Origin of the sequence: Enterobacter cloacae complex sp. IR5422 (assembly GCF_049238165.1) — a bacterium.
Lineage (GTDB): Bacteria > Pseudomonadota > Gammaproteobacteria > Enterobacterales > Enterobacteriaceae > Enterobacter > Enterobacter roggenkampii.
On sequence record NZ_JBMKHT010000062.1, the window covers coordinates 1 to 22,279 of the forward strand.

A 22,279-nucleotide genomic window follows, 5' to 3' on the forward strand; every position below is an offset into this window, starting at 1 on the left:
GCCAAAATCAGCCACGAAGAGACGATTTTGGGCTGAAAATTGGAAAATTGAGCCACAGGACGTCGATAAAGGACGGTTTGGGGCGTCATATCGGGAGCTGCGGACCACTTAATCGCAACTTCCTTAAGGACCAGTTTGCTTACGCAAACGAAATGTAACCCCTTAGGTTGCAGATCCAGCTTAGCAGGTTTTTACAAGGGTGCGTTTTGCCCGCTGACGACGTAATTAATGGTCTGCTGGTAGATGTCACTGAGGATGTCATTATCTGTCGATTCCACCCACCTGGTGAGTTCCATCAAAATGTCATCTTCAGTCACAGCACCGTGCTCGGCGTGAAGACCCTGTGCAATCGCGTTAACGAGTTCAGGTTGTGCTGCTGCGGTATTTGCCGGGTAATAAGTAAACATGCTGCCTCCGTGTCGTTGTCTGTTTAATGGTACGGCTCGCAAAAAATTTAATTCACAAACAGAATGGCAAATATTTTCCCGGTTGTGGCTCAGATTCATCTTAGAAATAAAAATGACATAAGTGTATGCTTTTGTGTGCTTTTGAAATGCGGGGGTAAATCGACGTGGCGCTGAGAGAATATTATGACGGTGCTCCTGCTATCTCGAAAAAATAGCAGGAGCAGCGTTTAAATTACCACTTCATTTCGCCGGTATTCACCTTAGCGCTTAATTCCAGCGAGCTCTCTTCAGCCAGATTCGGATACTGTTTTTTCAGGGTGCTGATGACGCCCGCAGAATCTTTATGAACGGACAAGGCCTTTTCAAAGCGCTGGAGATAGTCACGGGTAAAATCAATCGCACCCGTCCCGGCTGGCGGGGTACCCAGATAGTGACCCGGGATCACGCGCTCGGGTTTGTGCGCCGCCATGTTCACCAGCGTTTCCTGCCACTGCTTACGGCTTTCCGCTGTCTGGGTGTCCGCCGTCCAGACGTGTATCCCCCAGGCTACGCCAGTGCCGCCGAGGATGGTCTTTGCGGACGGGATCCATACATATGCCGCATAGCTGTCAGGCTGTTCGATGTCGATCTTCTCCCCGTCAACCATAAACGTGGTGGAGGCGAGAACCTGCGGGACGACCAGCTCCGTTGGCGCGCCGTCTTTCATCTGCGGACCCCAGAAGGCGAGCTTGGCGTCTTTGGTAGCCTTGATGTGATCAACCACGTGCTGCGTGGCCACCACTTTGGCGTTCGGGAAGGCTTTGACCAGCGGCTGCAGGCCAAAATAGAAATCCGGATCGCCGGAGGTGATCACAATCTTGTTCAGGGTCTTACCGCTTTGACGAATTTTCTCTACCAGCGCTTCGCCATCCTTCACGCTGAACTGCGCGTCAAACAGCACCGCTTCTTTCGGGCCGGAGACCAGCGTGGAGGAGACCGCGAAAATGCCTTTCTCCTGCGGGTTATAGGTATCAATGCTTAACGGCGCGGCAAAAACAGCCGGCGTGGAAAGGGTGGAAAGCAGGGCAAGGTGAGTGAATTTCATGCTGTTGTCTCTGTTGTTCAGGAATATCTCTATTGTACGGAAATTCGCATTTGCTAGAATTCCTGAAACAAGACATGCTTAGTTTCATAAATCGAGCAGATGGAGTTGATATGGATCGCGTGATTGCCGCTCAGGTTTACAACCGCATATGCGAGCTGGGAAGTTTGAGCGCGGCGGCCCGGGCGCTGGGTATTTCCCGCCCAATGGTGAGCCGCTACCTTGAGCAGATGGAGAAATGGGCGGGCACGCGGCTGGTAAACCGCTCCACGCGCAAGCTGACGCTGACCGCGGCAGGCGAAAAGGTGCTGCAAAAAACACGGACGCTCTCGCAGATCTCGCAGGAAATTGAAGGCCAGTCGGAAAAAGATCTCCCGTCTGGCACCCTGCGGGTGGCCTGCGCGCACTTTACCGCCATGCACCTGATTGCGCCGGTGCTGCCCGGTCTGCTCTCGCGTTACCCGCAGCTGCGCATTGAGCTGGACGTGAACAACCACCCGGTCAGCCTGGTGGGAGAGCGCATTGATGTTGCCGTACGCATTACCGATAACCCTGAACCCGGCATGATTGCCCGTCGGCTGGGGGAGTGTCGCTCGGTCCTTTGCGCCTCGCCGGACTATCTGGCGCAGCACGGTACGCCCGGCAGCCCCGAAGAACTAGCCCGGCATAACTGCCTGCACTACAGCTTTTTTGCCGGGCAGTCCTGGCACTTCCTGACGCCGGAGGGAGAAAGCCTGAGCGTGGCCGTCAGCGGCAACCTAAGCGCCAGCATCTCTTCGCTGCTGATGGACGCGGCGATTAAGCACTGCGGTATCGCCATGCTGCCGGAGCGTGAGGCGCAAACCGCGCTGGAGAAGGGATGGCTGGTGCCGGTACTGGCGGCGCTGGAGCCGAAGCCGCTGGCCATCCATGGTATTTATCAGTCCCGGGAATACCAGCCTGCCGCGCTGCGGGCGTTCCTTGATGAGCTGGCCCGCTATCTGGCATGAGCGCGGCGTTTGCCGTCGTTTACTTAGCCTTCAGCCAGGGGGAGGCCGTGCTCCAGAAAATAATATCCGCCCCGAGATAATTTTCCGCGAACCGATCAAATTCTGCTTTGGTGAAGGGCTTGCCGGTCTCAGGGTTCTTATAGGTCAGGGTCGGTTCCTGAACCGCCATGGCGATAAGCGGCAGCGTCTGTTTATTTTTATGGAAGAAAGGATAGGCATTCTTCATATGCGCCTTGCGGTTGGGAACAATGTCCGGCCCACCGAGGCCGACATTGTTGGCGCTGGCATACGCAAAAAGACGCCCCATGTAGTTGTGGTCATTATCCCATTCGCACGGCCAGAAGTTCACGTATTGCACCACGTGTGATTTCTGAAAAGCCTTGCGCGCAAAGGCCAGGTTATCCATTTCTCCCGCAAAATAGCTGTCGCAGGTAAATCCGGCGGGCGGATTTTTTTCGTCAAGATCGATGGCGGTTTCAGGCAGGTTTACGCCATATACCTCGCCATCAAAGCGTTTCGCGAGGGCGGCCAGCAGCGCCTGGTAGCGCTGGCGCACCGCGGGATCCCACTGACGCGCCACCCAGCCTGAACCGACTGGCTTCCCTTCGCCGGGGTTATCGAACTGCGGTGCAATCCCGCCTCCGTATTGCTTATCGTGCATCAGATAATCCGGCACGTAGCGCGCGTCCGCCTCAAAGAAACGGTCCTGAATCTGGATGAAGAGCTTTTTCCTGGCAGCCTTAAGACGCGCGAGATCCCGTTCAATGCGCGAGAAATCGTAGCGATCCTTCTCAGGCTCAAGCGCGCGCCAGTTGTAGACGATCTGTACGCCGCCGATATCGCTTCGCGTAACGAGCGGGAATGCCGCGTCGAGCTCGCCGGAGCTGGTATAGATAAAGTTCTCGGGCGTTTTCGCCTGCAAAGACCACGATAGAGCGAGGGTAGCGATCGCAACGGCCATCCTGATTTTTAGCGCCATAAGTTTATCCTTTTTGTCGGTACAGCAGGTGTAAGTCCCGGAATTGTCTGTGTTCCAGGGGCAGTCAGATGCGTAGTCTATACTTAACCCTTTGTAAGCCAAAAGGAGAGCAAGAATGACTATTCATAAGCACGGTTCGGCACACTGGTCTGGCGACATTAAGCGCGGTAAAGGGACGGTTTCCACCGAGAGCGGCGTTCTCAATCAACAGCCTTATGGCTTTAATACCCGTTTTGAGGGTGAAAAGGGGACCAACCCCGAAGAACTGATCGGCGCGGCACATGCGGCCTGCTTCTCGATGGCGCTGTCGCTGATGCTCGGCGAAGCGGGCTATACCGCCGACGCCATTGACACCACCGCGGATGTCTCCCTCGATAAAACGGACGGCGGTTTTGCCATCACCAAGGTTGCCCTGAAGAGCAAGGTGACCGTTCCCGGCATCGCCCCTCAGCAGTTCGACGGTATTATTCAGAAAGCCAAAGCGGGCTGTCCGGTTTCGCAGCTACTGAAAGCCGAAATTACGCTGGACTATACGCTTAACTAAGCCTCAGCCGGGCTGGTGCCCGGCTATCCCTTCAGCGCGGCGGGAAACACCTCCGCCAGCCACGCAATAAACACCTTAAGACGGTGCGTCAGATGTCGATTCTGAGGGTAAACCACATGAAACGGATAGGCGGCAGGGCGCCAGTCGCTCAGAATCGCCGCCAGCGTTCCCGCCTGCAAATACGGCTTTGCCGAATACTCAAACGTCTGCACGATCCCCAATCCTGCCACGGCCGCCGCCAGGTGGGCATTACTTTCATTTATGCCGAGATAATGGGGGATATTGATTTCCATCGCCTCGCCATGCCGCCTGAAGCGAAAGGGAAACGCCCGCCCGGTGACGGGCGAGAGGTAGCTAATGAGCTTGTGGCCGTTGCACAGCTCCTGTGGATAGGCTGGAACGCCATGGTTTTTCAGGTAGCCCGGCGTCGCGCAGGTGACCATTTCGGCGTTACCAATATGGCGAGCGATAAGGGTCGAATCGTCCAGCGGGCCGCCGCGGATCACGCAGTCTACGTTACCGCTGATCAGATCCACCGGACGATCGGCCACGCCAAGATCGATGCGGATATCCGGGTAGCGCCGCATAAAGTCCGGCAGCAGGGGGATAAGCACGTCCCGGGCGGTGGAGCCGCCCACGTCAACCCGCAAATGCCCTTTGGGCGTCGCGCGGGAAACGCGAAACGCGGTGTCGATATCTTCGATATCTATCAAGACCCTGAGCGCTTTTTCATAGTATTCCATCCCTTCCGGCGTCGCGACCACCCGGCGAGTCGTCCGGTGCAGGAGGCGTATCTCCAGATGCGTCTCAAGCGATTTCACCAGCTTGCTCAGCGTGGCGATCGGCATGTTCAGCGAGTCCGCCGCGCGGGTAAAGCTGCCGGTTTCCACCACCCGGGTAAAGGCACGCATCGCCATGAGCTGATCCATGAGACTCCCTCTGATTATTTCTGTATGTGAATAGTCATTTTCATTTTTGCTGGTTTTTCACTAATCCCGCAAGGGCTAAAGTTTGTCCAACGCAAACCCAACAAAAGGTAAATGACATGAACACGACTCTCTCAGGAAAAATCGCACTGGTCACCGGCGGCAGCACCGGCATCGGTCTTGCCACGGCGCAGGAGCTGGCGGCACAGGGCGCGAAGGTGTACATCACCGGACGACGTCAGGCCGAGCTGGACGCGGCGGTGGCTGAAATTGCTTCAACGGCAGTGGGCATTCGCGCTGACGTGTCAAAACTGGCGGACCTGGACGAGGTCTATGCCCGGATAGCCAAAGAAGAAGGCCGCCTCGATATTCTGTTCGCCAATGCGGGTGGCGGCGATATGCTGCCGCTGGGCGCGATAACCGAAGAGCAGTTTGACCGGATTTTCGGCACTAACGTCCGCGGGGTGCTGTTTACGGTACAGAAGGCGCTGCCGCTGCTGTCCGCCGGATCGTCGATTATTCTGACCGGCTCGACGGTGTCCATTAAGGGGACGGCAAACTTTAGCGTCTACAGCGCCAGCAAGGCCGCCGTGCGTAACTTTGCCCGCTCCTGGGCGCTGGATTTGCAGGGCCGCGGGATCCGCGTCAACGTGGTAAGCCCGGGCCCGATCAAAACCCCGGGGCTTGGCGACCTGGTGCCGGAAGAACACCGCCAGGGGCTGTACGACGCGCTGGCCGCTCAGGTGCCGCTCGGCCGTTTAGGCGCGCCGGGTGAGGTGGGTAAAGCGGTGGCGTTTCTGGCCTCCGATGCGGCCAGCTTTATTAACGCCACCGAGCTGTTCGTGGACGGCGGCATGGCGCAAATCTAACCCAGACTGCGCCAGCAGCGGACGTCACGGCCCTCGCGAGAGGGCTGTAACGGCTGAGGACGCTCGCACCCCTGCGCGGCCATCGGGCATCGGTCGCGGAAAAAACAGCCTTCGGGCAGACGGCGGTTGCCGGGAAGCTCGGTTTTGCGTAACGCCAGCGTTTCATCCAGCGGTTCACCGGTGCGCGGAACCGAATCGAGCAGCAGGCGGGTGTAAGGATGGCGCGGCTCGCCAAGCACCTGCGCGGCGCTGCCCAGCTCCACAATCTGCCCAAGGTACATCACCGCCACGCGGTCGCTCATGTGCCGGACCACCGAGACGTTATGCGAGATCAACACGTAGGTCAGATTACGCTGCTGTTGCAGGGTCACCAGCAGGTTGAGGATCTGCGCCTGCACGGAAATATCCAGCGCGCTGGTGGGTTCATCGAGCACGATGATATCCGGATCGGACGAGAGCGCCCGGGCGATGGCGATGCGCTGGCGCTGCCCGCCGGAGAAGGCGTGCGGAAGCCGGTCGAGATATTCCGGGCGAATACCCACCTGCAGCGCCAGGTTTTCAGCCAGCTGGCGGCGGTCGCGCTCGCTGCTGCGCTTTTGCACCCACACCGGCTCGGTGATGATTCGCCAGACCGGCAGGCGCGGGTCAAGCGAGGAGAGCGGATCCTGAAACACCATCTGCATGCCGCCCGCGTGGTGCGCCCGCTGGCAGGCGCCGGTGCTGGGCTTAAGCATGCCCATCAGCAGCTGGGCGAGGGTGCTTTTCCCACAGCCGGATTCCCCGACAATGCCAAGCGTTTCTCCCCGACGGATCTCAAGGTCGAGCCCGTTGAGCGCATGGACCCGTTCCGTCACGCGGCCCAGCCAGTTTTTGCGCGCCGCAAAGTTCACGTGCACGCTATCCAGTTCCAGCAGTACATCAGACATGGGCTTTCTCCCGTTGTGGATACCAGCAGGCGGCCTGTTGGCCCTCTGCGCCGGTGGGCGCTAAGCGCGGCATTTCGCTGCATTTCGCCCCGGCGGCAAAGCAGCGCTCGCGGAATGCGCATCCCTGCGGAAGCTGGCTGAGGTTGGGCACCGTGCCGGGGATGGCGGGAAGCGGGGCGCGCGGCTGGCCGTTTTCCGGCGCGCACTGCAGCAGGCCAATAGAGTAGGGATGCACGGGCTGGTGGATCAGCGTTTGCGTGGTGCCGCTCTCGATCACGCTGCCCGCATACATCACGTACATTCTGTCGCAGAGCTGGGACACCACGGCCATATCGTGGCTGATAAACAGCACCGAGGTGCCGCTGGCCCGCGCCTTGTGCTTCAGCAGGCGCAGCACCTGCAGCTGGACGGTGACGTCCAGCGCCGTGGTTGGTTCGTCGGCGACGATCAGCTCCGGCTCGCAGGAGAAGGCAAGGGCAATCATCACCCGCTGGCGCATGCCGCCGGAGAGTTCAAACGGATAGCGCGCCATGACCGCTTTCGCGTCCGGGATTTGCATCTCTTCCAGCAGGGTAATCGCCTTCTGCTGCGCCTCACGCCGGGAAAGCGGTTGATGCTGGCGGATCACCTCGACCATCTGTTTGCCAATCCGCCGCGTCGGGTTGAGGGCGGTCATGGGCTCCTGAAAAATCATCGCGACCTTTGCGCCGCGCCACTGGCGAAGCTGTTTCTCGGACGCCGTCAGGACATTTTCGCCGAGTAATTTCACCTGACCATGATGAATGCGGTAGCTGCCTTCCGGCAGCAGACGCATGGCGAGCATGGCGGTCACGGATTTACCCGAACCGGATTCGCCCACCACGCCGACAATTTCACCCCTGCCGATCTCCAGCGAGACGTGGTTCAGCGCGTGGACCTCGCCGCGGAAAATCGGGAAGCTCAGATGCAGGTCTTCAATCTTGAGAACCGGGTCGGTCATCACTGTTTACCTCCTGACTTCGGATCCAGCAGATCGCGGATGCCATCCCCAAACAGGTTAAAGCCCACGGCGGTAATCAAAATCGCCGCTCCGGGAAACGCGCAGTACCACCACTGGTCCAGAACGTAGTTACGGCCGACGGCCACCATCGCGCCCCATTCGGCGGTCGGCTGCTGCGCGCCCAGGCCAATAAACCCCAGCGTGGCGGCCATCAGGATGGCGCTGCCGATGTCCAGCGACGCCTGCACGATCAGCGGCGGCAGGGCGTTGCGCAGGATATGCCAGCTGATCACATGCCAGCGGGATGCGCCAAAGGTGCGGGCCGCCTGTACGTAGGTAAACTGGCGCACCACCAGGGTTTGGCCGCGCGCCAGGCGGACGTAAAACGGAATGCGGACAATCGCAATCGCCAGCATGGCGTTAAACAGGCTTGGCCCGAGCGCGGCGGCCAGCGCCATGGTCAGCACCAGGGAAGGTATCGAGAGCATAATGTCCATCACCCGCATAATAACGGCGTCGCCGCGCCCGCCCAGCACGCCGGACAGACAGCCCAGCAGCGAACCGATGCCGCCCGCAATTACCACCACCGCCAGCCCGGCGGTAATGGACTGCTGGCTGCCCGCCAGCACCCGGCTGAACAGATCGCGGCCCACCTCGTCGGTACCAAACCAGTGCTGCGCGGACGGCGCCTGCAGGCGCGCGGTCAGATCCAGCGCGTTCGGGTCGTGCGGAGCGATCCACGGTGCGGCCACCATAATGAAAAGCATCACCAGCATAATGCCGCCGCCAACGATCGTGAGCGGACTTTGGCGCAGCATCCAGAACAGCTTTGCCCAGTTGATGCGTTGTCTGGCGGTTTTCACCGGGACGGGCGTTTCCTGCGTTAACATCATTCGGCACCTCCGCGCCCGATTCGCGGGTCAATCCACAGGTAAAGCAGATCGACCACCAGATTAACCAGCACGTAGGCCAGTGAAACGACGACGGCAAAGCCCATCACCGCGGGGAAATCGAGCGCCTGAATGGACGTCACCACCCAGGCGCCCATGCCCGGCCAGGCAAAGACGGTTTCGGTCAGCACGGCCCCGTAAAGCAGATCCCCCAGCGCCAGCCCGAGCACGGTAATCGACGGGATCATCGCATTCGGCAGGGCGTAGCGCAGGACGATATACCAGCCGGGCAGGCCGCTGGCGCGGGCCGTGCGGATGTAGTCCTCGCTAAGCTGCTCCAGCATTGCCGAGCGGACCTGACGCGCCACGATGCCGAGATGCACAAATGCCAGCGTCAGCGAGGGTAAAATCAGGTGCTGCAGCGCATTGAAAAAGACCTCGCCGTTGCCTTCCAGCAGCGCGTCAAGCAGATAAAAGCCGGTGACGTGCGTCGGCGGATCGAGCCAGTCGTCCAGCCTGCCGCCGCCCGGCAGGATTTGCAGGTGCCCGTAGAACAGCACAATGACGCCCAGCCCAAGCCAGAAGGCCGGGGTGGAGATCCCGGTCATCGCCATCAAACGCACCAGGTGATCCAGCCAGCGGTTGCGGTACACCGCCGATAAAATTCCCAGCGGCACGCCGATGACCAGCGCCAGCAGGAGGGAACAAAAGGCCAGCTCCAGCGTGGCGGGGAAAAAGGCCTTCAGGTCTTCCGCAACCGGGCGTCCGGTACGGATGGAGGTGCCTAAATCACCGTGGGCCAGGGCGTCCACGTAGCGGCCAAACTGAACGTAGAGCGGCTGATCCAGCCCCAGCTGCTGGCGAATGTTCTGCACGATGTCGTCGCTGGCGCGGTCGCCGGCCAGCAGACGGGCCGGATCGCCGGGGATCAGATGTGAAATAATAAAAGTGATAATACAGACACCGGCCACCACCAGGAGTAACCCCCAGCAGCGCTGGCGCACGATGCTCCAGAACGTCATACACTTTCCCCCGGCGAAACGGTTACTTGCTCATGGTGGCGATGTTAAACACCTGCTCGAGCATCGGATTAAAGGTGAAGCCTTTGACCTCTTTGTTCATCGCCAGCTGGTAGTTCTTCTGGAACAGATAAACGTAGGCCGCCTCGTCGATGACCACCTTTTGCGCCTGCTGGTAATCTTTGGTGCGTTCCGCCTGGTCGGTGGTTTTCAGCGCGGCCTGCAGCAGGGAATCGACCTCTTTGTTCTCATAGAACGAACGGTTGCCCGGCAGCCCTTTCTTGTCCGATTCGAACCAGTAGTTCATAAACATGTACGGGTCGGCAAAATCCGGGCTCCAGTTGCCGATGGCGATGTCGTAATCGCCTTTGCCGACGTGGTCTCGCATGGTGGCGTTGGCCAGTTTCTCCAGCTTGACGTTAATGCCGATCTTGCCGAGGCTGGCCTGAGTCGAAAGGGCGATAGGCTCCCAGTTTGGATCGTTGTCCGAGTAGAGGAAGGTCAGGCTGGCGGGCTTGTCTTTGACCTTCTCCAGGGCTGCTTTAGCTTTGGCTTCGTCGAAGCTGTACTGCATGGCCGTGGCGTCAAAGCCCCACATGCCTTCCGGGATCGGACCGCGCATCTGCTTGCCGTTGCCGCTCAGAATGCCTTTCACCATCCCCTCATAGTCCGTCGCCCAGGAGACCGCGCGGCGTAAATCCACCTGATTGAGCGGCGCTTTGCTGTTGTTGAGGTAGAGGTAGGTCACGCGCAGAGACGGGTATTCGGCGACGGCGACTTTGCCTTCCTGCTTCAGGGCCGCCAGCTGATCGACCGGCAGGGAGTCGGCAATGTCCAGATCGCCGCGGGAAAGCTGCAGACGGCGCGACGCGCTCTCACCGATAATTTTCACCGAGACGCGCTTGAAGTGCGGCTTGTCGCCCGACCAGTGCGGGTTTGGCACCAGCACCAGCTGCTGGCCTTTCTGCCAGCTCTTCAACATAAACGGCCCGGAGCCAGCGGTGTTTTGCGCCAGAAAGCCGCGCGCGTCGTCCGCGGCATTGGCCTTCAGCACCGTCGGGTTAATGATGGAGGCGCCGTCGTTCGCCAGGGTGTAGAGGAAAGGCGCGAACGGCTGGCTGAGGGTGAATTTCACCGTGTGCTCATCAACGGCCTCCACTTTCAGATCTTTCGGGAAGGCCTCAGACGGCCCCTGGCCGAGCTTCAGCAGGCGCTCAAAGGAGAGTTTGACCGCCTCGGCGGTGACCGGCGTGCCGTCGGAGAATTTGGCGTTATCCGCCAGGGTGAAGGTCCACTCTTTCTGGTCGTCGGAGGCTTTCCAGCCCGTCGACAGATCGCCTTCCACCTCGGTAGAGCCTGGCTTGTACTTGACCAGACGCTGGTAGGACGGATAGGTGACGGTCCAGTCGTTGTTATCGATGGTGATGGCAGGGTCGAGCGTTTGCGGGTCGGCGGCTTTACCGATCGCCAGCATGTCTTTCGGAACGGCGGCCAGCGCCAGCGGTGCACTCAGGGCCAGCGTGGCGGCAATGACGGTCGAGAGAAGCGATGTTTTCATGGCAGTGCTCCAGGTTTAAAGAGGGGTGTGCGTCAGGGGAAAACAGGCAAAACGGTCCTCAAGCAGCGGGTAGCTGGCGGCGTTCGGCAGTTCGAAGTGCCACCATTCGCTGCCGATCCCGACAAAACCGCCGCCGAACATGATGGCGTTCAACAGCAGACGGTTGCGCTGGGCGTGGGGCGGCACGGAAGGGTGATACGGATGCGAGCGGTCATGCATTTCGTCAAAACCGGCGCCCATATCCAGCACGACGTTATGCTCGTCCATCAGGGTCACGTCGATGGCCGTGCCGCGGCTGTGGTTAGAGCCAATCGCCACGTCGACCACATATTCCGGGTTCGGGCAGGCCTCCCACAGCTGGGCCTGCGCCTGCTGCGGGCGATAGGCGTCGTAGACCACCAGCTTCAGCCCGGCCAGCGTGGCAATGCTGATGGCTTTAGCCAGCGCGGTAGCGGCATCGGTGTGCAGCAGGCACAGCGTCTCCTGATAGATCGGGCGGCCTGTGATGTTGTCGGCGGTGGCGTACTTCAGATCGATATGCAGCGTGGGGAACGTCTTCGCCACATCAATCAGTTCACTCTCTACGGGCATAGCTCCGCTCCTTTAGCGTTCGAATTGACCAAACTCTTGTTGTAATTGTCGGTTTACCGCCAGGCGCGCCGGGAGCGCATCGCCCAGCGCTTCCACCACGCCCGACAGCAGCAGGTTGAACAGACAGCTCACGGGGGCAAGTGAATCCCAGAAATGACCGGTATCGGTTTTCACCTGCAGTAAATCCATCGGGTAATCCCGCGCCCACGGGCACCAGATGTCGGTAATTAAGGCCAGCGGAATGCCTTTCTCGCTCGCGACGCGGCAGTACTGGCGGGCCATCGTGGAGTAGGTGCGCGTATCGGTCAGCACGACATAAGGGTGCGCAAACCCGGAGTTAAGGGATTCCACCCAACTGCCGGATGCACCCTCTGAATAGCTCACGCGCGGGCGGAGGTATTCAAGGTGGCTGAAGAAGGCGTTGGCGATCCCGCGCGTGGACTGGATCCCCAGCACAAAGACCGCGTCCGCGTGGGCCAGATGGTGCACCACCTGACGAAAAGCGTCCGTTTGCGCCAGCTGATACACCTGCGTGATGGCGTCCACTTCCAGCGACAGGGCGTGCTGAAGGCGGTTGGGCAGGGGGCGCTGCTGCTGCCAGGAGTCGAGGCGCTCGTTCATGCCCCAGGGCTGATACGGATCGCGCAGGCTCTTTTTGGCATCTTCCAGGTTGCGATATCCCAGCTTGCGCAGAAAGCGTCCGACGGTGATCCCGCTGGTCCCGCTTGCCAGCCCGACGCTCTCCGCCGTTTCAAACGGGATTTGCGCGGCGTGCGCCAGCAGCCAGCTTCCGACCCGCTTTTCGCTGGGCGTGAGCTGGCTGAAGGTCGCCTCGATACGGCTTAACATCTCGGGTTTCGTCGTCATACCGCCTCGCTGTTAACAGGCTGTCAAAAGCTGAATATGTGTTACCGGGTTAACAATGCATGACGCGTGCCATGTTCACAGAAGGGCGAAAACCCGCTGCGCAATAAACTTCATGCAATGTTTCGTTAACCAATGATCAACATTTGTGCAGCGTAGTTCACTTTTGGTGCACTGGCTGACCTGGCAGGGATGAATTTGGTGAATACGTCAGCCCGTTCACATTTTTGATAAGATAGAAAGACAGTGAACATAAAAGGGATCCCGGCATGGCGAATTGGCCCTGGCGAGTCAGCGTGCGCCTGGTGGCGCTTGCAAAGAAAACAGGGATGGTCGTGGGGATCGTCCTGGTCGTCCTGCTGGCGGTGCGGGTCTATCTCTCGCAGCAGGGGCCGGAACTGCACCCGTGGCACACCTGGCGGGGCGATGAGATGTCCGTGCGCGAGCTGGATAACGCCGATTTTGCCGGGTACCTCGCCCGTGAAAAGGCGATTTTCACCGATCTGGATAACGCGGTGACGGCGAAAACAGCGGGCGAGGATCAAACACCGTTAAACCGCTACTACCGCCAGAGCCTGGTGTGGCCCGGCCAGTTTGCCTCCGATGCCAACCGCTCCTTTGTGCTGATGCCAGCCGGGAAGCCCCGCGGCGCGGTGGTGCTGCTGCACGGCCTGACCGACTCGCCTTACAGCGTCAGGCACCTTGCCGTGAACTATCAGCAGCACGGCTTTGTGGCCGTGGTCCCGCGTCTTCCCGGACACGGCACCGCGCCCGGTGCGCTGACGGACGTGGACTGGGAAATGTGGCTGGCAGCGACGCGGCTTGCCGTGCGGGAAGCCACGCGCCTGACGGGGAATAACGTACCGCTGCATCTGGTGGGGTACTCCAACGGCGGGGCGCTGGCGATGAAGTATGCCCTCGATGCGCTGGAAGACCCTGCGCTGCGTAAGCCTCAGCAGATGATCCTGCTCTCACCGATGATCGGCGTGACGTCCTTTGCGCGGTTCGCCGGATTCGCCGGGCTACCTGCGCTGTTGCCGCCGTTTGCCAAAGCGGCCTGGCTGAATATCTCCCCGGAATATAATCCGTATAAATACAACTCGTTCCCGGTGAACGCCGCCCGCCAGTCGTGGCTGCTGACGAAGGCCCTGCAGGAGCAGATTGGCCGTGAGGCGCGGGAAAACAGGCTGGCGAATTTGCCGCCGGTGCTGGCGTTCCAGTCGGTGATGGACTCTACGGTCAGTACCCGCGCGGTGGTCAGCGGCCTGTTTGACCAGCTTCCGGCAAACGGCAGCGAGCTGGTAGTGTTTGATATCAACCAGGCGGCGAGCTTCCGTCCGCTCTTTAAACCGTCGTCCTGGACGGCCACCACGGCGCTGCTGCCGGTCGTGCAGAGACGTTACGGTGTCACGATTATCACTAATGCCAGCGAGCACAGTTTCTCGACGGTGGCGAAAATCACGCCGGCAGGCAGCACGCAGGAGACGGTCGCGCCGCTTGCGCAGTCCTGGCCGCAGGATGTTTATTCCCTGTCGCACGTTGCGGTGCCGTTCCCGCCGGATGACGATCTCTATGGTCGCGAACCTGGGGTGAAAAACCGCTACGGTATCAGCCTGGGGACGATTGCGCTGTGGGGAGAGACGTCCGTGTTGAGCGTCGGGAAAGAGGCGCTTATGCGGGTCACCTCGAACCCGTTCTACGACTATATGCAGGAGAGGATTAACAGCCGGATCGGGGACCAGAAAAAGTAATGTTCCCTTGTGGCGTGAATATGTTAGGTCGCATTGATTAAGTATGTTACATAGTAGCTTCAAGGCACCTCTCTTTATCACTGGAACCCCTTTTTGTGCTGACGACGCTGATCTACCGAAGCCACTTGAATTTATCCCGCCCGTCCACCGAACTGCGGGAGCTGGTGGAGCGCGCCAGGGGCCGCAACGTAAAACTGGACATTACCGGCGTCCTCCTTGCTAAAGGCAACGACGTTCTGCAGATCCTCGAAGGGTCGGAAGAGAGTGTGGTCAAACTGTTCCATAAAATCCGCGAGGACAAGCGGCACAGCGGGGTGGTAGAACTGCTGCGGGACTATGGTCCGCGCAGACGCTTCGAAAACGTCGGTATGCTGCTGTTTGATCTGCAAACGCAGTCGCCGAAAGAGGTGCTGCAGTCGGTGCTGCGCTACAGCAAGCTGGACAGCTATCTGACCTCCGACGATCGGGTGTTCAAATTTATTCAGACCTTTATAACCGGTAAACGTCCGGCCCCGTCGGGGGCACGCTACACGGCGGACAAATGGACGCTCTCGACCGAAGCGCTACCCTTTGGCGAACATCTGGGCCTGATTGCCGGGCAAACCTGTCAGTTTGCGCTGCAGCCTATTGTCGAGCCCTCGGAAGGGAAAATCAGCTCCCTTGAGGCGCTTATCCGCGGCAACGACGGCGGCAGCCCGGAGCATTTCTTCAGCACCGTCGACCCGGACAACGTCTACGAAGTCGATCTCCAGACAAAAGCCTATGCCTTTGCGCTGGCGGAAAAGCTGGGCATTGGTAGCCATAAAATCGCGGTCAACCTGCTGCCCATGTCGCTGGTAAATGTCCCAGGCGCGGTGGAATTTCTGGTCGATCAGATTAAAAAACATGGCCTTCAGCCGGAGCAGGTGGTCATTGAAGTCACTGAAAACGAGATGATCTCCGGGCTCAACCAGTTTAACAGCGCCATCAAGCAGCTTCGCGGCGAGGGGATTGGCCTGGCGATCGATGATTTTGGCTCGGGCTATGCCGGGCTTTCGCTGCTGACCCGCTTCCAGCCGGACAAAATTAAAATTGACCGTGAGATTGTCAGCAACATCCACCTGAGCGGCCCAAAACAGGCGATTGTGCGCTCCATCATCAGCTGCTGCTCCGATCTTGAAATCACCCTGGTGGCCGAAGGCATCGAGAAAATTGAGGAGTGGTGCTGGCTCGAATCGGCCGGAATCCGCCGCTTTCAGGGATTCCTCTTTGCCCGGCCGCAGCTTAATGGCGTCGGCGATATCCACTGGCCGCATCTGGTGCGGTAAGCCAATTTTCCCTCCCGTTATTTCCCCTTTGCCCGGCCTGTGCTTAAATAGCTAAAACGGTTTAACATTGTTTAGCTACGAGGATCACATGAAGAAAATCTGGGTACTTGGCGATGCGGTAGTGGATTTGCTGCCCGATGGAGAAGGTCGATTACTGCAGTGTCCCGGCGGCGCGCCGGCGAACGTCGCGGTCGGTATTGCCCGGCTGGGCGGCCAGAGCGCCTTTATCGGCAGGGTTGGCGACGATCCTTTCGGGCGCTTTATGGCGAAAACGCTCGCTGACGAGCGGGTTGACGTGACGTGGATGCGCCTTGACCCGGCGCACCGCACCTCAACGGTGGTGGTCGATCTCGACGACCACGGCGAGCGCTCGTTTACCTTCATGGTGCGCCCGAGCGCCGATCTGTTTCTCGAGCCCGACGACCTGCCGACGTTCAGCGCCGGGGAGTGGCTGCACGTCTGCTCCATCGCCTTAAGCGCCGAGCCGAGCCGGACTGCGACGTTTCAGGCGATGGCCGCCATTCGTGAGGCAGGCGGTTACGTCAGCTTCGACCCCAATATTCGCCCGGACCTCTGGCCGGATGAGAACGCACTGCATGGCTGCCTGGAGCAGGCCCTGCAAAGCGCCGACGTGGTGAAACTTTCGGTAGAAGAGCTGGCCTTTTTCACCGGCAGCGCGGAAGTCAACGTTGGTCTGGAGGTGCTGATGCAGCGCTGCCCGGCGCGTCTGGTGCTGGTCACTCAGGGAAAAGCGGGCGTAACCGCGTGGCATGAAGGTACCGTAAAACACTACCCGGCAACGCCTGTGCAGTGCGTCGATACGACCGGTGCGGGCGATGCCTTTGTGGCGGGGCTGCTCTACGGGCTGGCCGCCGGACAGGACCTGACGCCGGTTATCGCGCTCGCCCAGCGCTGCGGCGCGCTGGCCACCACCGCCAAAGGGGCGATGACCGCGTTGCCCTGGCAGCACGACCTGTAATTTCTCCTCTCCTGGCCGCCACCCGGCGGCCTGAATTGTCGCCTCGATCACACTTACTAAATCGGTTTAGCAAAAAAGATTGCCGATCCAAAATTCACAGGTTTAGTATCAGCAACCTAAACCGGTTTAGCAATTTAGCACGTTTAATGACTTCTTTTAGGGATGCGACAAAATGTATAAAAAACGCAGACTTGCCGTGATGATAGGCATGCTGGCCGGAAGTACCTCTGTTTTTGCCCAGACGGATATGTCCAGTATTGAAGCGCGTCTTGCCGCGATGGAGCAGCGCCTTCAGGACGCGGAAACGCGCGCGCAGGTGGCCGAGAAGCGCGCCGCGGCAGCAGAGCAAAAAACGCAGCAGCTGGTTGCCGCTCAGCAGCAGGCGCAAACGACAACCCAGGAGGTGGCGCAGCGCACCACCGCGCTGGAGAAGAAGGCGGATCAGACCGGCGGGTTTGAGTTCCACGGCTATGCCCGCTCTGGCCTGCTGATGAACGATGCCGCCTCCAGCAGCAAAAGCGGTCCTTACCTGACCCCAGCCGGTGAAACCGGCGGTGCGGTGGGGCGTCTGGGTAACGAAGCCGACACCTACGTCGAGCTGAACCTGGAGCACAAGCAAACCCTGGATAACGGGGCGACCACGCGCTTCAAGGCGATGCTGGCCGACGGTCAGAGAACCTATAACGACTGGTCAGCCGATACCAGCGACCTCAATATTCGTCAGGCCTTCGCGGAGCTGGGCAACCTGCCTGATTTTACCGGCGCGCTGAAGGGCAGCACCTTCTGGGCGGGTAAACGCTTCGACCGCGACAACTTTGATATCCACTGGCTGGATTCCGACGTGGTGTTCCTGGCCGGTACCGGCGGCGGCGTTTACGACGTGAAGTGGAACGATTCGCTGCGCAGCAACTTCTCCATTTACGGCCGCAACTTCGGCAGCGTGGAGCAGACCGACAACAACGTTCAGAACTATATCCTCAGCATGAACCACTTCGCCGGCCCGTTCCAGCTGATGGTGAGCGGCCTGCGGGCGAAGGATAACGACGACCGTAAAGACACTAACGGCGATCTGATTAAAACGGATGCCGCCAATCATGGCGTTCATGCCCTGGTAGGCTTGCATAATGAGAGCTTCTACGGCCTGCGTGAAGGGACCGCCAAAACGGCGCTGCTGTATGGTCACGGGCTGGGTGCGGAGGTGAAAAGCATCGGCTCCGACGGCGCGCTGCTGTCTGAGGCGGATACCTGGCGCTTTGCAAGTTACGGTGTCACGCCGATCGGCGGTGGCTGGAGCGTTGCGCCCGCCGTTCTGGCACAGAGCAGTAAAGATCGCTACGTCAAGGGCGATAGCTATGAGTGGGTAACGCTCAACACCCGCCTGATCAAAGAGGTCACCCAGAATTTCGCGCTGGCGTTTGAGGGAAGCTACCAGTACATGGATTTAAACCCGGAGGGCTATAAGGACCGTAACGCCGTGAACGGCAGTTTCTACAAGCTGACCTTTGCGCCGACGTTAAAAGCGAGCAAAATCGGCGATTTCTTCAGCCGTCCTGAACTGCGCCTGTTTGCCACCTGGATGGACTGGAGCAGCAAACTGGATAATTACGCCAGCGATGATGCCTTTGGCAGCAGCGGCTTCAACGCCGGCGGGGAATGGAACTTTGGGGTCCAGATGGAAACCTGGTTTTAACCCATCACGCTCCCGCCAGGCGGGAGCGTTTCGCACATCATAAAAAGAAGTCAGGCAGAGGTATCTATGGATTTTAATCAAATCGCCCGCGAGCTTATTCCGCTGCTCGGTGGCAAGGAAAACATCGCCAGCGCGGCGCACTGCGCAACGCGTCTTCGTCTGGTGCTGGTTGATGACGCGCTGGCGGATCAGCAGGCCATCGGCAAGGTCGACGGCGTAAAAGGCTGCTTCCGTAACGCCGGGCAGATGCAGGTGATTTTTGGCACGGGCGTGGTCAACAAGGTGTACGCCGCATTTATTCAGGCGGCGGGGATTAGCGAATCCAGCAAATCGGAAGCCGCGGATCTGGCGGCACGGAAGCTGAATCCGTTCCAGCGCATTGCCCGCTTACTCTCCAACATCTTTGTGCCGATCATTCCCGCGATTGTGGCGTCCGGTCTGCTGATGGGCCTGCTCGGCATGGTGAAAACCTACGGCTGGGTCAATGCGGATAACGCCCTCTACATCATGCTGGACATGTGCAGCTCGGCGGCGTTTATCATTCTGCCTATTCTGATTGGCTTCACCGCCGCGCGCGAATTTGGCGGTAACCCGTACCTCGGCGCGACGCTGGGCGGCATTCTGACCCACCCGGCGCTGACCAACGCTTGGGGCGTGGCGTCGGGCTTCCACACCATGAACTTCTTCGGCCTTGAGATCGCGATGATTGGCTATCAGGGCACGGTATTCCCGGTGCTGCTGGCCGTCTGGTTCATGAGCATCGTGGAAAAAAACCTGCGCCGCGCGATCCCGGATGCGTTAGACCTGATCCTGACGCCGTTCCTCACCGTCGTCATCTCCGGCTTTATCGCCTTGCTGATTATCGGCCCGGCGGGGCGCGCTCTGGGGGACGGTATCTCCTTTATTCTGAGCACGCTGATCGCACACGCGGGCTGGCTCGCCGGTCTGCTGTTCGGCGGACTTTACTCGGTGATTGTGATCACCGGTATTCACCACAGCTTCCACGCGATTGAAGCCGGGCTGCTGGGGAATCCGTCGATTGGCGTTAACTTCCTGCTGCCGATCTGGGCCATGGCGAACGTAGCGCAGGGTGGCGCCTGTCTGGCGGTGTGGTTCAAAACCAAAGATGCCAAAATCAAAGCCATTACCCTGCCGTCGGCGTTCTCTGCAATGCTGGGCATCACCGAAGCGGCCATTTTTGGTATCAACCTGCGCTTCGTTAAGCCGTTTATCGCCGCGCTGATTGGCGGTGCGGTGGGCGGGGCCTGGGTGGTCTCCGTGCACGTGTACATGACCGCCGTCGGGCTGACCGCCATTCCTGGCATGGCCATCGTGCAGGCCAGCTCGCTGCTGAACTATATTATCGGCATGGTGATTGCCTTCGGCGTGGCGTTTACCGTCTCACTGCTGCTGAAATATAAAACGGACTCTGAATAATGACGTTACCTTCCCGCTGGCCTGCGATCCTGCAGGCCGTTATGACAGGTCAGCCGCGGGCGCTGGCGGACAGCCACTATCCGCAATGGCACGCCGCGCCGGTGACGGGGCTGATGAACGACCCGAACGGGTTTATCTGGTTTGCTGGCCGCTATCACCTGTTCTATCAGTGGAACCCGCTGGACTGCGAGCACCGCTTTAAGTGCTGGGGGCACTGGAGTTCTGCGGACCTGGTGCACTGGCAGCATGAGCCGCTGGCGCTGATGCCCGACGAGGCGTATGACCGCAACGGCTGCTACTCCGGTAGCGCCGTGAATAACGAGGGCGTACTGACCCTGTGCTACACCGGTAACGTCAAGTTCGATGACGGTAGCCGCACCGCCTGGCAGTGCCTGGCCGTGGAGCAGCCGGACGGGACCTTTACGAAGCTGGGGCCGGTGCTGGCGCTGCCGGAAGGCTACACCGGCCACGTGCGCGACCCGAAGGTGTGGCGGCACGACGGGGACTGGTACATGGTGCTCGGCGCGCAGGATGTGCAGAAGCGCGGCAAGGTGCTGCTCTTTAAATCAGCCGATTTGCACGCCTGGACATCCTGCGGGGAGATCGCCGGTCACGGGGTTAACGGCCTGTCGGACGCGGGCTATATGTGGGAGTGTCCGGACCTGTTTGCCCTCGACGGGACGCACGTCCTGATCTGCTGCCCGCAGGGGCTGGCGCCCGAGCCGCATCGCTACCTTAACACCTATCCGGCTACCTGGATGAGCGGGGCGTTTGACTATACAAGTGCCGCATTCGATCACGGCGAGCTGCACGAGCTGGACGCGGGCTTTGAATTCTACGCCCCGCAAACCACGCTGGCGGAAGATGGACGCCGCATTCTGATCGGCTGGATGGGCGTACCGGACGGGGAAGAGATGCTTCAGCCCACGCGGGCGCACGGCTGGATGCACCAGATGACCTGCCCGCGAGAATTGCGCTATCGCGACGGCAGGCTCTGGCAGACCCCGGCGCGCGAGCTGGCGGCGCTGCGTGAAGATGAGCAGCACTGGCAGGGGCGCGCCAGCGACGCGCCCGAACTGGACGCGACGCGCCTAGAGTTTGAGCTGAGCGCATCGCAGGTGAATGTCGATTTTGCCGGCGCGCTGCGCATCACGCTCGATGAGCAGGGCGTGCGCCTGGAGCGCGCGAGCCTGAAAACCGGTGAAACATTGGCCCGCTACTGGCAGGGAGACGTCCGTCATTTGCGCGTCCTGTGCGACCGCTCCAGCGTCGAAATCTTCATTAACCATGGCGAAGGGGTAATGAGCAGCCGCTATTTTCCTGACCATCCGGCCCGGGTGCGATTCGAAGGTGCGTCCGATATCACATTACGCTACTGGTCGCTGCGCGCCTGCATGATAGAATGAGGGTTTTGGCAGCCGGATCTAAGTCGTTGTGAGAAAAACAAAACGCGTCACCATTAAAGACATCGCGGAGCTGGCGGGGGTGTCAAAAGCCACCGCCAGCCTGGTCCTGAACGGCCGCAGCAAAGAGCTTCGCGTGGCGGAAGAGACGCGCGAGCGCGTGCTGGCAATTGCAAAAGAGCACCACTATCAGCCCAGCATTCACGCCCGGTCGCTGCGCGATAACCGCAGCCACACCATTGGTCTGGTGGTCCCGGAGATCACCAACTACGGTTTTGCCGTCTTTTCTCACGAGCTGGAAACGCTGTGCCGCGAGGCGGGCGTGCAGCTGCTGATCTCCTGCAGCGATGAAAACCCGGGGCAGGAGACGGTGGTGGTGAACAACATGGTGGCGCGTCAGGTGGACGGGCTGATTGTGGCCTCCAGCATGCTCAACGACGCGGACTACCATAAGCTGAGCGAGCAGCTGCCGGTGGTTCTGTTTGACCGTCATATCAACGACAGCGCGCTGCCGCTGGTGATCACCGATTCCATCACCCCGACGACCGAACTGGTGGCGGATATTGCGCGCCAGCATCCGGATGAATTCTACTTCCTCGGCGGCCAGCCCCGTTTATCCCCGACGCGCGATCGTCTTGAAGGCTTTAAGCAAGGGCTGCGTGATGCCGGCGTGGCGCTGCGCCCCGAGTGGATCATTCACGGCAACTATCACCCGAGCTCCGGTTACGAGATGTTTGCTGAACTCTGCGCCCGCCTGGGGCGTCCGCCGAAAGCGCTCTTCGCCGCCGCCTGCGGGTTGCTGGAAGGGGTGCTGCGCTATATGGGCCAGCATAACCTGCTGCAAAGCGATATCAGGTTAGCCAGTTTTGACGATCACTATCTCTACGATTCGCTGACGATCCCGGTGGATACCATCCGCCAGGATAACCGACAGCTGGCGTGGCACTGCTTTGATTTGATTAGGGAAGGTGCGAATAAGTCCGAGATGTGAGATCATCGTGTTGTAACCTGAACCCAGAATGAGTAACCGGATGAGCCAGCAACTGACTTTTGCCGACAGTGAGTTTTCCAGTAAACGCCGCCAGACCCG

21 protein-coding genes are annotated in these 22,279 nt (G+C 59.7%); 10 read left to right on the plus strand and 11 right to left on the minus strand.

Annotated features, from left to right (window positions below; genetic code table 11):
* Positions 1–191 precede the first annotated feature (191 nt).
* Positions 192–407 (minus strand): biofilm-dependent modulation protein, encoded by a 216-nt coding sequence (gene bdm / locus ACOTXT_RS20540; protein ID WP_008501713.1) that lies wholly within the window; start codon positions 405–407, stop codon positions 192–194.
* A gap of 232 nt (positions 408–639) precedes the next feature.
* Positions 640–1,491: a Vmh family MBL fold metallo-hydrolase gene (locus tag ACOTXT_RS20545; protein ID WP_333165614.1), complete on the minus strand. Its 852-nt coding sequence runs from the start codon at positions 1,489–1,491 to the stop codon at positions 640–642.
* A 110-nt stretch (positions 1,492–1,601) separates the two neighbouring features.
* On the opposite strand from ACOTXT_RS20545, the gene ACOTXT_RS20550 reads away from it, so the two are divergent.
* Positions 1,602–2,477, plus strand: coding sequence for a LysR family transcriptional regulator (locus ACOTXT_RS20550; protein WP_333165610.1), 876 nt, complete (start codon positions 1,602–1,604; stop codon positions 2,475–2,477).
* Between the two features lie 19 nt (positions 2,478–2,496).
* On the opposite strand, the gene ACOTXT_RS20555 is transcribed toward ACOTXT_RS20550, so the two are convergent.
* Positions 2,497–3,456 carry a hypothetical protein gene (locus ACOTXT_RS20555; protein WP_333165607.1) on the minus strand — a complete coding sequence of 320 codons (960 nt, stop codon included), beginning with the start codon at positions 3,454–3,456 and terminating at the stop codon, positions 2,497–2,499.
* A 115-nt stretch (positions 3,457–3,571) separates the two neighbouring features.
* On the opposite strand from ACOTXT_RS20555, the gene ACOTXT_RS20560 reads away from it, so the two are divergent.
* Positions 3,572–4,000: an OsmC family protein gene (locus ACOTXT_RS20560; RefSeq protein ID WP_008501708.1), complete on the plus strand. Its 429-nt coding sequence runs from the start codon at positions 3,572–3,574 to the stop codon at positions 3,998–4,000.
* Positions 4,001–4,023: 23 nt separating this feature from the next.
* Here the strand turns inward: ACOTXT_RS20560 and ACOTXT_RS20565 are convergent, their stop codons facing one another.
* Complete coding sequence (locus ACOTXT_RS20565; protein WP_044596480.1) at positions 4,024–4,929, minus strand: LysR family transcriptional regulator; 906 nt, start codon at positions 4,927–4,929, stop codon at positions 4,024–4,026.
* Between the two features lie 116 nt (positions 4,930–5,045).
* Here ACOTXT_RS20565 and ACOTXT_RS20570 point away from each other — a divergent pair, with 116 nt between their 5' ends.
* Entirely contained in the window at positions 5,046–5,795 is a 750-nt protein-coding gene (locus tag ACOTXT_RS20570) for an SDR family NAD(P)-dependent oxidoreductase (protein WP_008501706.1), read from the plus strand.
* Here ACOTXT_RS20570 and ACOTXT_RS20575 read toward each other — a convergent pair.
* Genes ACOTXT_RS20575 through ACOTXT_RS20605 form a run of 7 tightly spaced genes read right to left on the minus strand, consistent with a single transcriptional unit; the run spans position 5,792 to position 12,625 of the window.
* Positions 5,792–6,721, minus strand: coding sequence for an oligopeptide/dipeptide ABC transporter ATP-binding protein (locus ACOTXT_RS20575; RefSeq protein WP_008501705.1), 930 nt, complete (start codon positions 6,719–6,721; stop codon positions 5,792–5,794). The genes ACOTXT_RS20570 and ACOTXT_RS20575 overlap by 4 nt on opposite strands.
* The gene (locus ACOTXT_RS20580; protein WP_333165602.1) at positions 6,714–7,700 is read right to left on the minus strand and encodes an ABC transporter ATP-binding protein; all 987 of its coding nucleotides are present in this window, start codon (positions 7,698–7,700) and stop codon (positions 6,714–6,716) included. The genes ACOTXT_RS20575 and ACOTXT_RS20580 overlap by 8 nt, the downstream gene beginning before the upstream one ends.
* On the minus strand, positions 7,700–8,593 hold the full coding sequence (gene ddpC / locus ACOTXT_RS20585) for a D,D-dipeptide ABC transporter permease (RefSeq protein WP_139963989.1): 894 nt from the start codon (positions 8,591–8,593) through the stop codon (positions 7,700–7,702). Before ddpC ends, ACOTXT_RS20580 begins: the two co-directional genes overlap by 1 nt.
* Positions 8,590–9,612: an ABC transporter permease gene (locus ACOTXT_RS20590; RefSeq protein ID WP_008501701.1), complete on the minus strand. Its 1,023-nt coding sequence runs from the start codon at positions 9,610–9,612 to the stop codon at positions 8,590–8,592. Before ACOTXT_RS20590 ends, ddpC begins: the two co-directional genes overlap by 4 nt.
* A 22-nt stretch (positions 9,613–9,634) precedes the next feature.
* Positions 9,635–11,167 (minus strand): ABC transporter substrate-binding protein, encoded by a 1,533-nt coding sequence (locus ACOTXT_RS20595; protein WP_333165599.1) that lies wholly within the window; start codon positions 11,165–11,167, stop codon positions 9,635–9,637.
* 15 nt (positions 11,168–11,182) lie between these two features.
* Entirely contained in the window at positions 11,183–11,758 is a 576-nt protein-coding gene (gene ddpX, locus ACOTXT_RS20600; protein ID WP_181367396.1) for a D-alanyl-D-alanine dipeptidase, read from the minus strand.
* A 12-nt stretch (positions 11,759–11,770) separates the two neighbouring features.
* Complete coding sequence (locus ACOTXT_RS20605; RefSeq protein WP_008501698.1) at positions 11,771–12,625, minus strand: MurR/RpiR family transcriptional regulator; 855 nt, start codon at positions 12,623–12,625, stop codon at positions 11,771–11,773.
* A 266-nt stretch (positions 12,626–12,891) separates the two neighbouring features.
* Here ACOTXT_RS20605 and ACOTXT_RS20610 point away from each other — a divergent pair, with 266 nt between their 5' ends.
* The 7 genes from ACOTXT_RS20610 to ACOTXT_RS20640 all read left to right on the plus strand — a co-directional run bounded on the left by ACOTXT_RS20610 (position 12,892) and on the right by ACOTXT_RS20640 (position 22,180).
* Positions 12,892–14,373 (plus strand): alpha/beta hydrolase, encoded by a 1,482-nt coding sequence (locus ACOTXT_RS20610; protein WP_333165596.1) that lies wholly within the window; start codon positions 12,892–12,894, stop codon positions 14,371–14,373.
* A 95-nt stretch (positions 14,374–14,468) separates the two neighbouring features.
* Positions 14,469–15,680, plus strand: a complete 1,212-nt coding sequence (locus tag ACOTXT_RS20615; protein WP_039025256.1) for a diguanylate phosphodiesterase — start codon at positions 14,469–14,471, stop codon at positions 15,678–15,680.
* Positions 15,681–15,768: 88 nt separating this feature from the next.
* Positions 15,769–16,659 (plus strand): aminoimidazole riboside kinase, encoded by an 891-nt coding sequence (locus ACOTXT_RS20620; protein ID WP_021240176.1) that lies wholly within the window; start codon positions 15,769–15,771, stop codon positions 16,657–16,659.
* Positions 16,660–16,831: 172 nt separating this feature from the next.
* A complete protein-coding gene (locus ACOTXT_RS20625) occupies positions 16,832–18,349 on the plus strand; it encodes a carbohydrate porin (protein ID WP_021240175.1) in 1,518 nt (505 codons plus the stop codon).
* 66 nt (positions 18,350–18,415) lie between these two features.
* A complete protein-coding gene (locus ACOTXT_RS20630; RefSeq protein WP_008501693.1) occupies positions 18,416–19,786 on the plus strand; it encodes a sucrose-specific PTS transporter subunit IIBC in 1,371 nt (456 codons plus the stop codon).
* The gene (locus ACOTXT_RS20635; protein ID WP_333165592.1) at positions 19,786–21,192 is read left to right on the plus strand and encodes a sucrose-6-phosphate hydrolase; all 1,407 of its coding nucleotides are present in this window, start codon (positions 19,786–19,788) and stop codon (positions 21,190–21,192) included. The genes ACOTXT_RS20630 and ACOTXT_RS20635 overlap by 1 nt, the downstream gene beginning before the upstream one ends.
* 28 nt (positions 21,193–21,220) lie before the next feature.
* Positions 21,221–22,180, plus strand: a complete 960-nt coding sequence (locus ACOTXT_RS20640; RefSeq protein WP_421625431.1) for a LacI family DNA-binding transcriptional regulator — start codon at positions 21,221–21,223, stop codon at positions 22,178–22,180.
* Positions 22,181–22,279: the final 99 nt, after the last annotated feature.

Excerpts from the sequence above, each read along its gene's own strand:
- bdm (WP_008501713.1), bottom strand. The coding sequence starts at position 407 with ATGTTTACTTATTACCCGGCAAATACCGCAGCAGCACAACCTGAACTC.
- ACOTXT_RS20545 (WP_333165614.1), bottom strand. The coding sequence starts at position 1,491 with ATGAAATTCACTCACCTTGCCCTGCTTTCCACCCTTTCCACGCCGGCT.
- ACOTXT_RS20550 (WP_333165610.1), top strand. The coding sequence starts at position 1,602 with ATGGATCGCGTGATTGCCGCTCAGGTTTACAACCGCATATGCGAGCTG.
- ACOTXT_RS20555 (WP_333165607.1), bottom strand. The coding sequence starts at position 3,456 with ATGGCGCTAAAAATCAGGATGGCCGTTGCGATCGCTACCCTCGCTCTA.
- ACOTXT_RS20560 (WP_008501708.1), top strand. The coding sequence starts at position 3,572 with ATGACTATTCATAAGCACGGTTCGGCACACTGGTCTGGCGACATTAAG.
- ACOTXT_RS20565 (WP_044596480.1), bottom strand. The coding sequence starts at position 4,929 with ATGGATCAGCTCATGGCGATGCGTGCCTTTACCCGGGTGGTGGAAACC.
- ACOTXT_RS20570 (WP_008501706.1), top strand. The coding sequence starts at position 5,046 with ATGAACACGACTCTCTCAGGAAAAATCGCACTGGTCACCGGCGGCAGC.
- ACOTXT_RS20575 (WP_008501705.1), bottom strand. The coding sequence starts at position 6,721 with ATGTCTGATGTACTGCTGGAACTGGATAGCGTGCACGTGAACTTTGCG.
- ACOTXT_RS20580 (WP_333165602.1), bottom strand. The coding sequence starts at position 7,700 with ATGACCGACCCGGTTCTCAAGATTGAAGACCTGCATCTGAGCTTCCCG.
- ddpC (WP_139963989.1), bottom strand. The coding sequence starts at position 8,593 with ATGATGTTAACGCAGGAAACGCCCGTCCCGGTGAAAACCGCCAGACAA.
- ACOTXT_RS20590 (WP_008501701.1), bottom strand. The coding sequence starts at position 9,612 with ATGACGTTCTGGAGCATCGTGCGCCAGCGCTGCTGGGGGTTACTCCTG.
- ACOTXT_RS20595 (WP_333165599.1), bottom strand. The coding sequence starts at position 11,167 with ATGAAAACATCGCTTCTCTCGACCGTCATTGCCGCCACGCTGGCCCTG.
- ddpX (WP_181367396.1), bottom strand. The coding sequence starts at position 11,758 with ATGCCCGTAGAGAGTGAACTGATTGATGTGGCGAAGACGTTCCCCACG.
- ACOTXT_RS20605 (WP_008501698.1), bottom strand. The coding sequence starts at position 12,625 with ATGACGACGAAACCCGAGATGTTAAGCCGTATCGAGGCGACCTTCAGC.
- ACOTXT_RS20610 (WP_333165596.1), top strand. The coding sequence starts at position 12,892 with ATGGCGAATTGGCCCTGGCGAGTCAGCGTGCGCCTGGTGGCGCTTGCA.
- ACOTXT_RS20620 (WP_021240176.1), top strand. The coding sequence starts at position 15,769 with ATGAAGAAAATCTGGGTACTTGGCGATGCGGTAGTGGATTTGCTGCCC.
- ACOTXT_RS20625 (WP_021240175.1), top strand. The coding sequence starts at position 16,832 with ATGTATAAAAAACGCAGACTTGCCGTGATGATAGGCATGCTGGCCGGA.
- ACOTXT_RS20630 (WP_008501693.1), top strand. The coding sequence starts at position 18,416 with ATGGATTTTAATCAAATCGCCCGCGAGCTTATTCCGCTGCTCGGTGGC.
- ACOTXT_RS20635 (WP_333165592.1), top strand. The coding sequence starts at position 19,786 with ATGACGTTACCTTCCCGCTGGCCTGCGATCCTGCAGGCCGTTATGACA.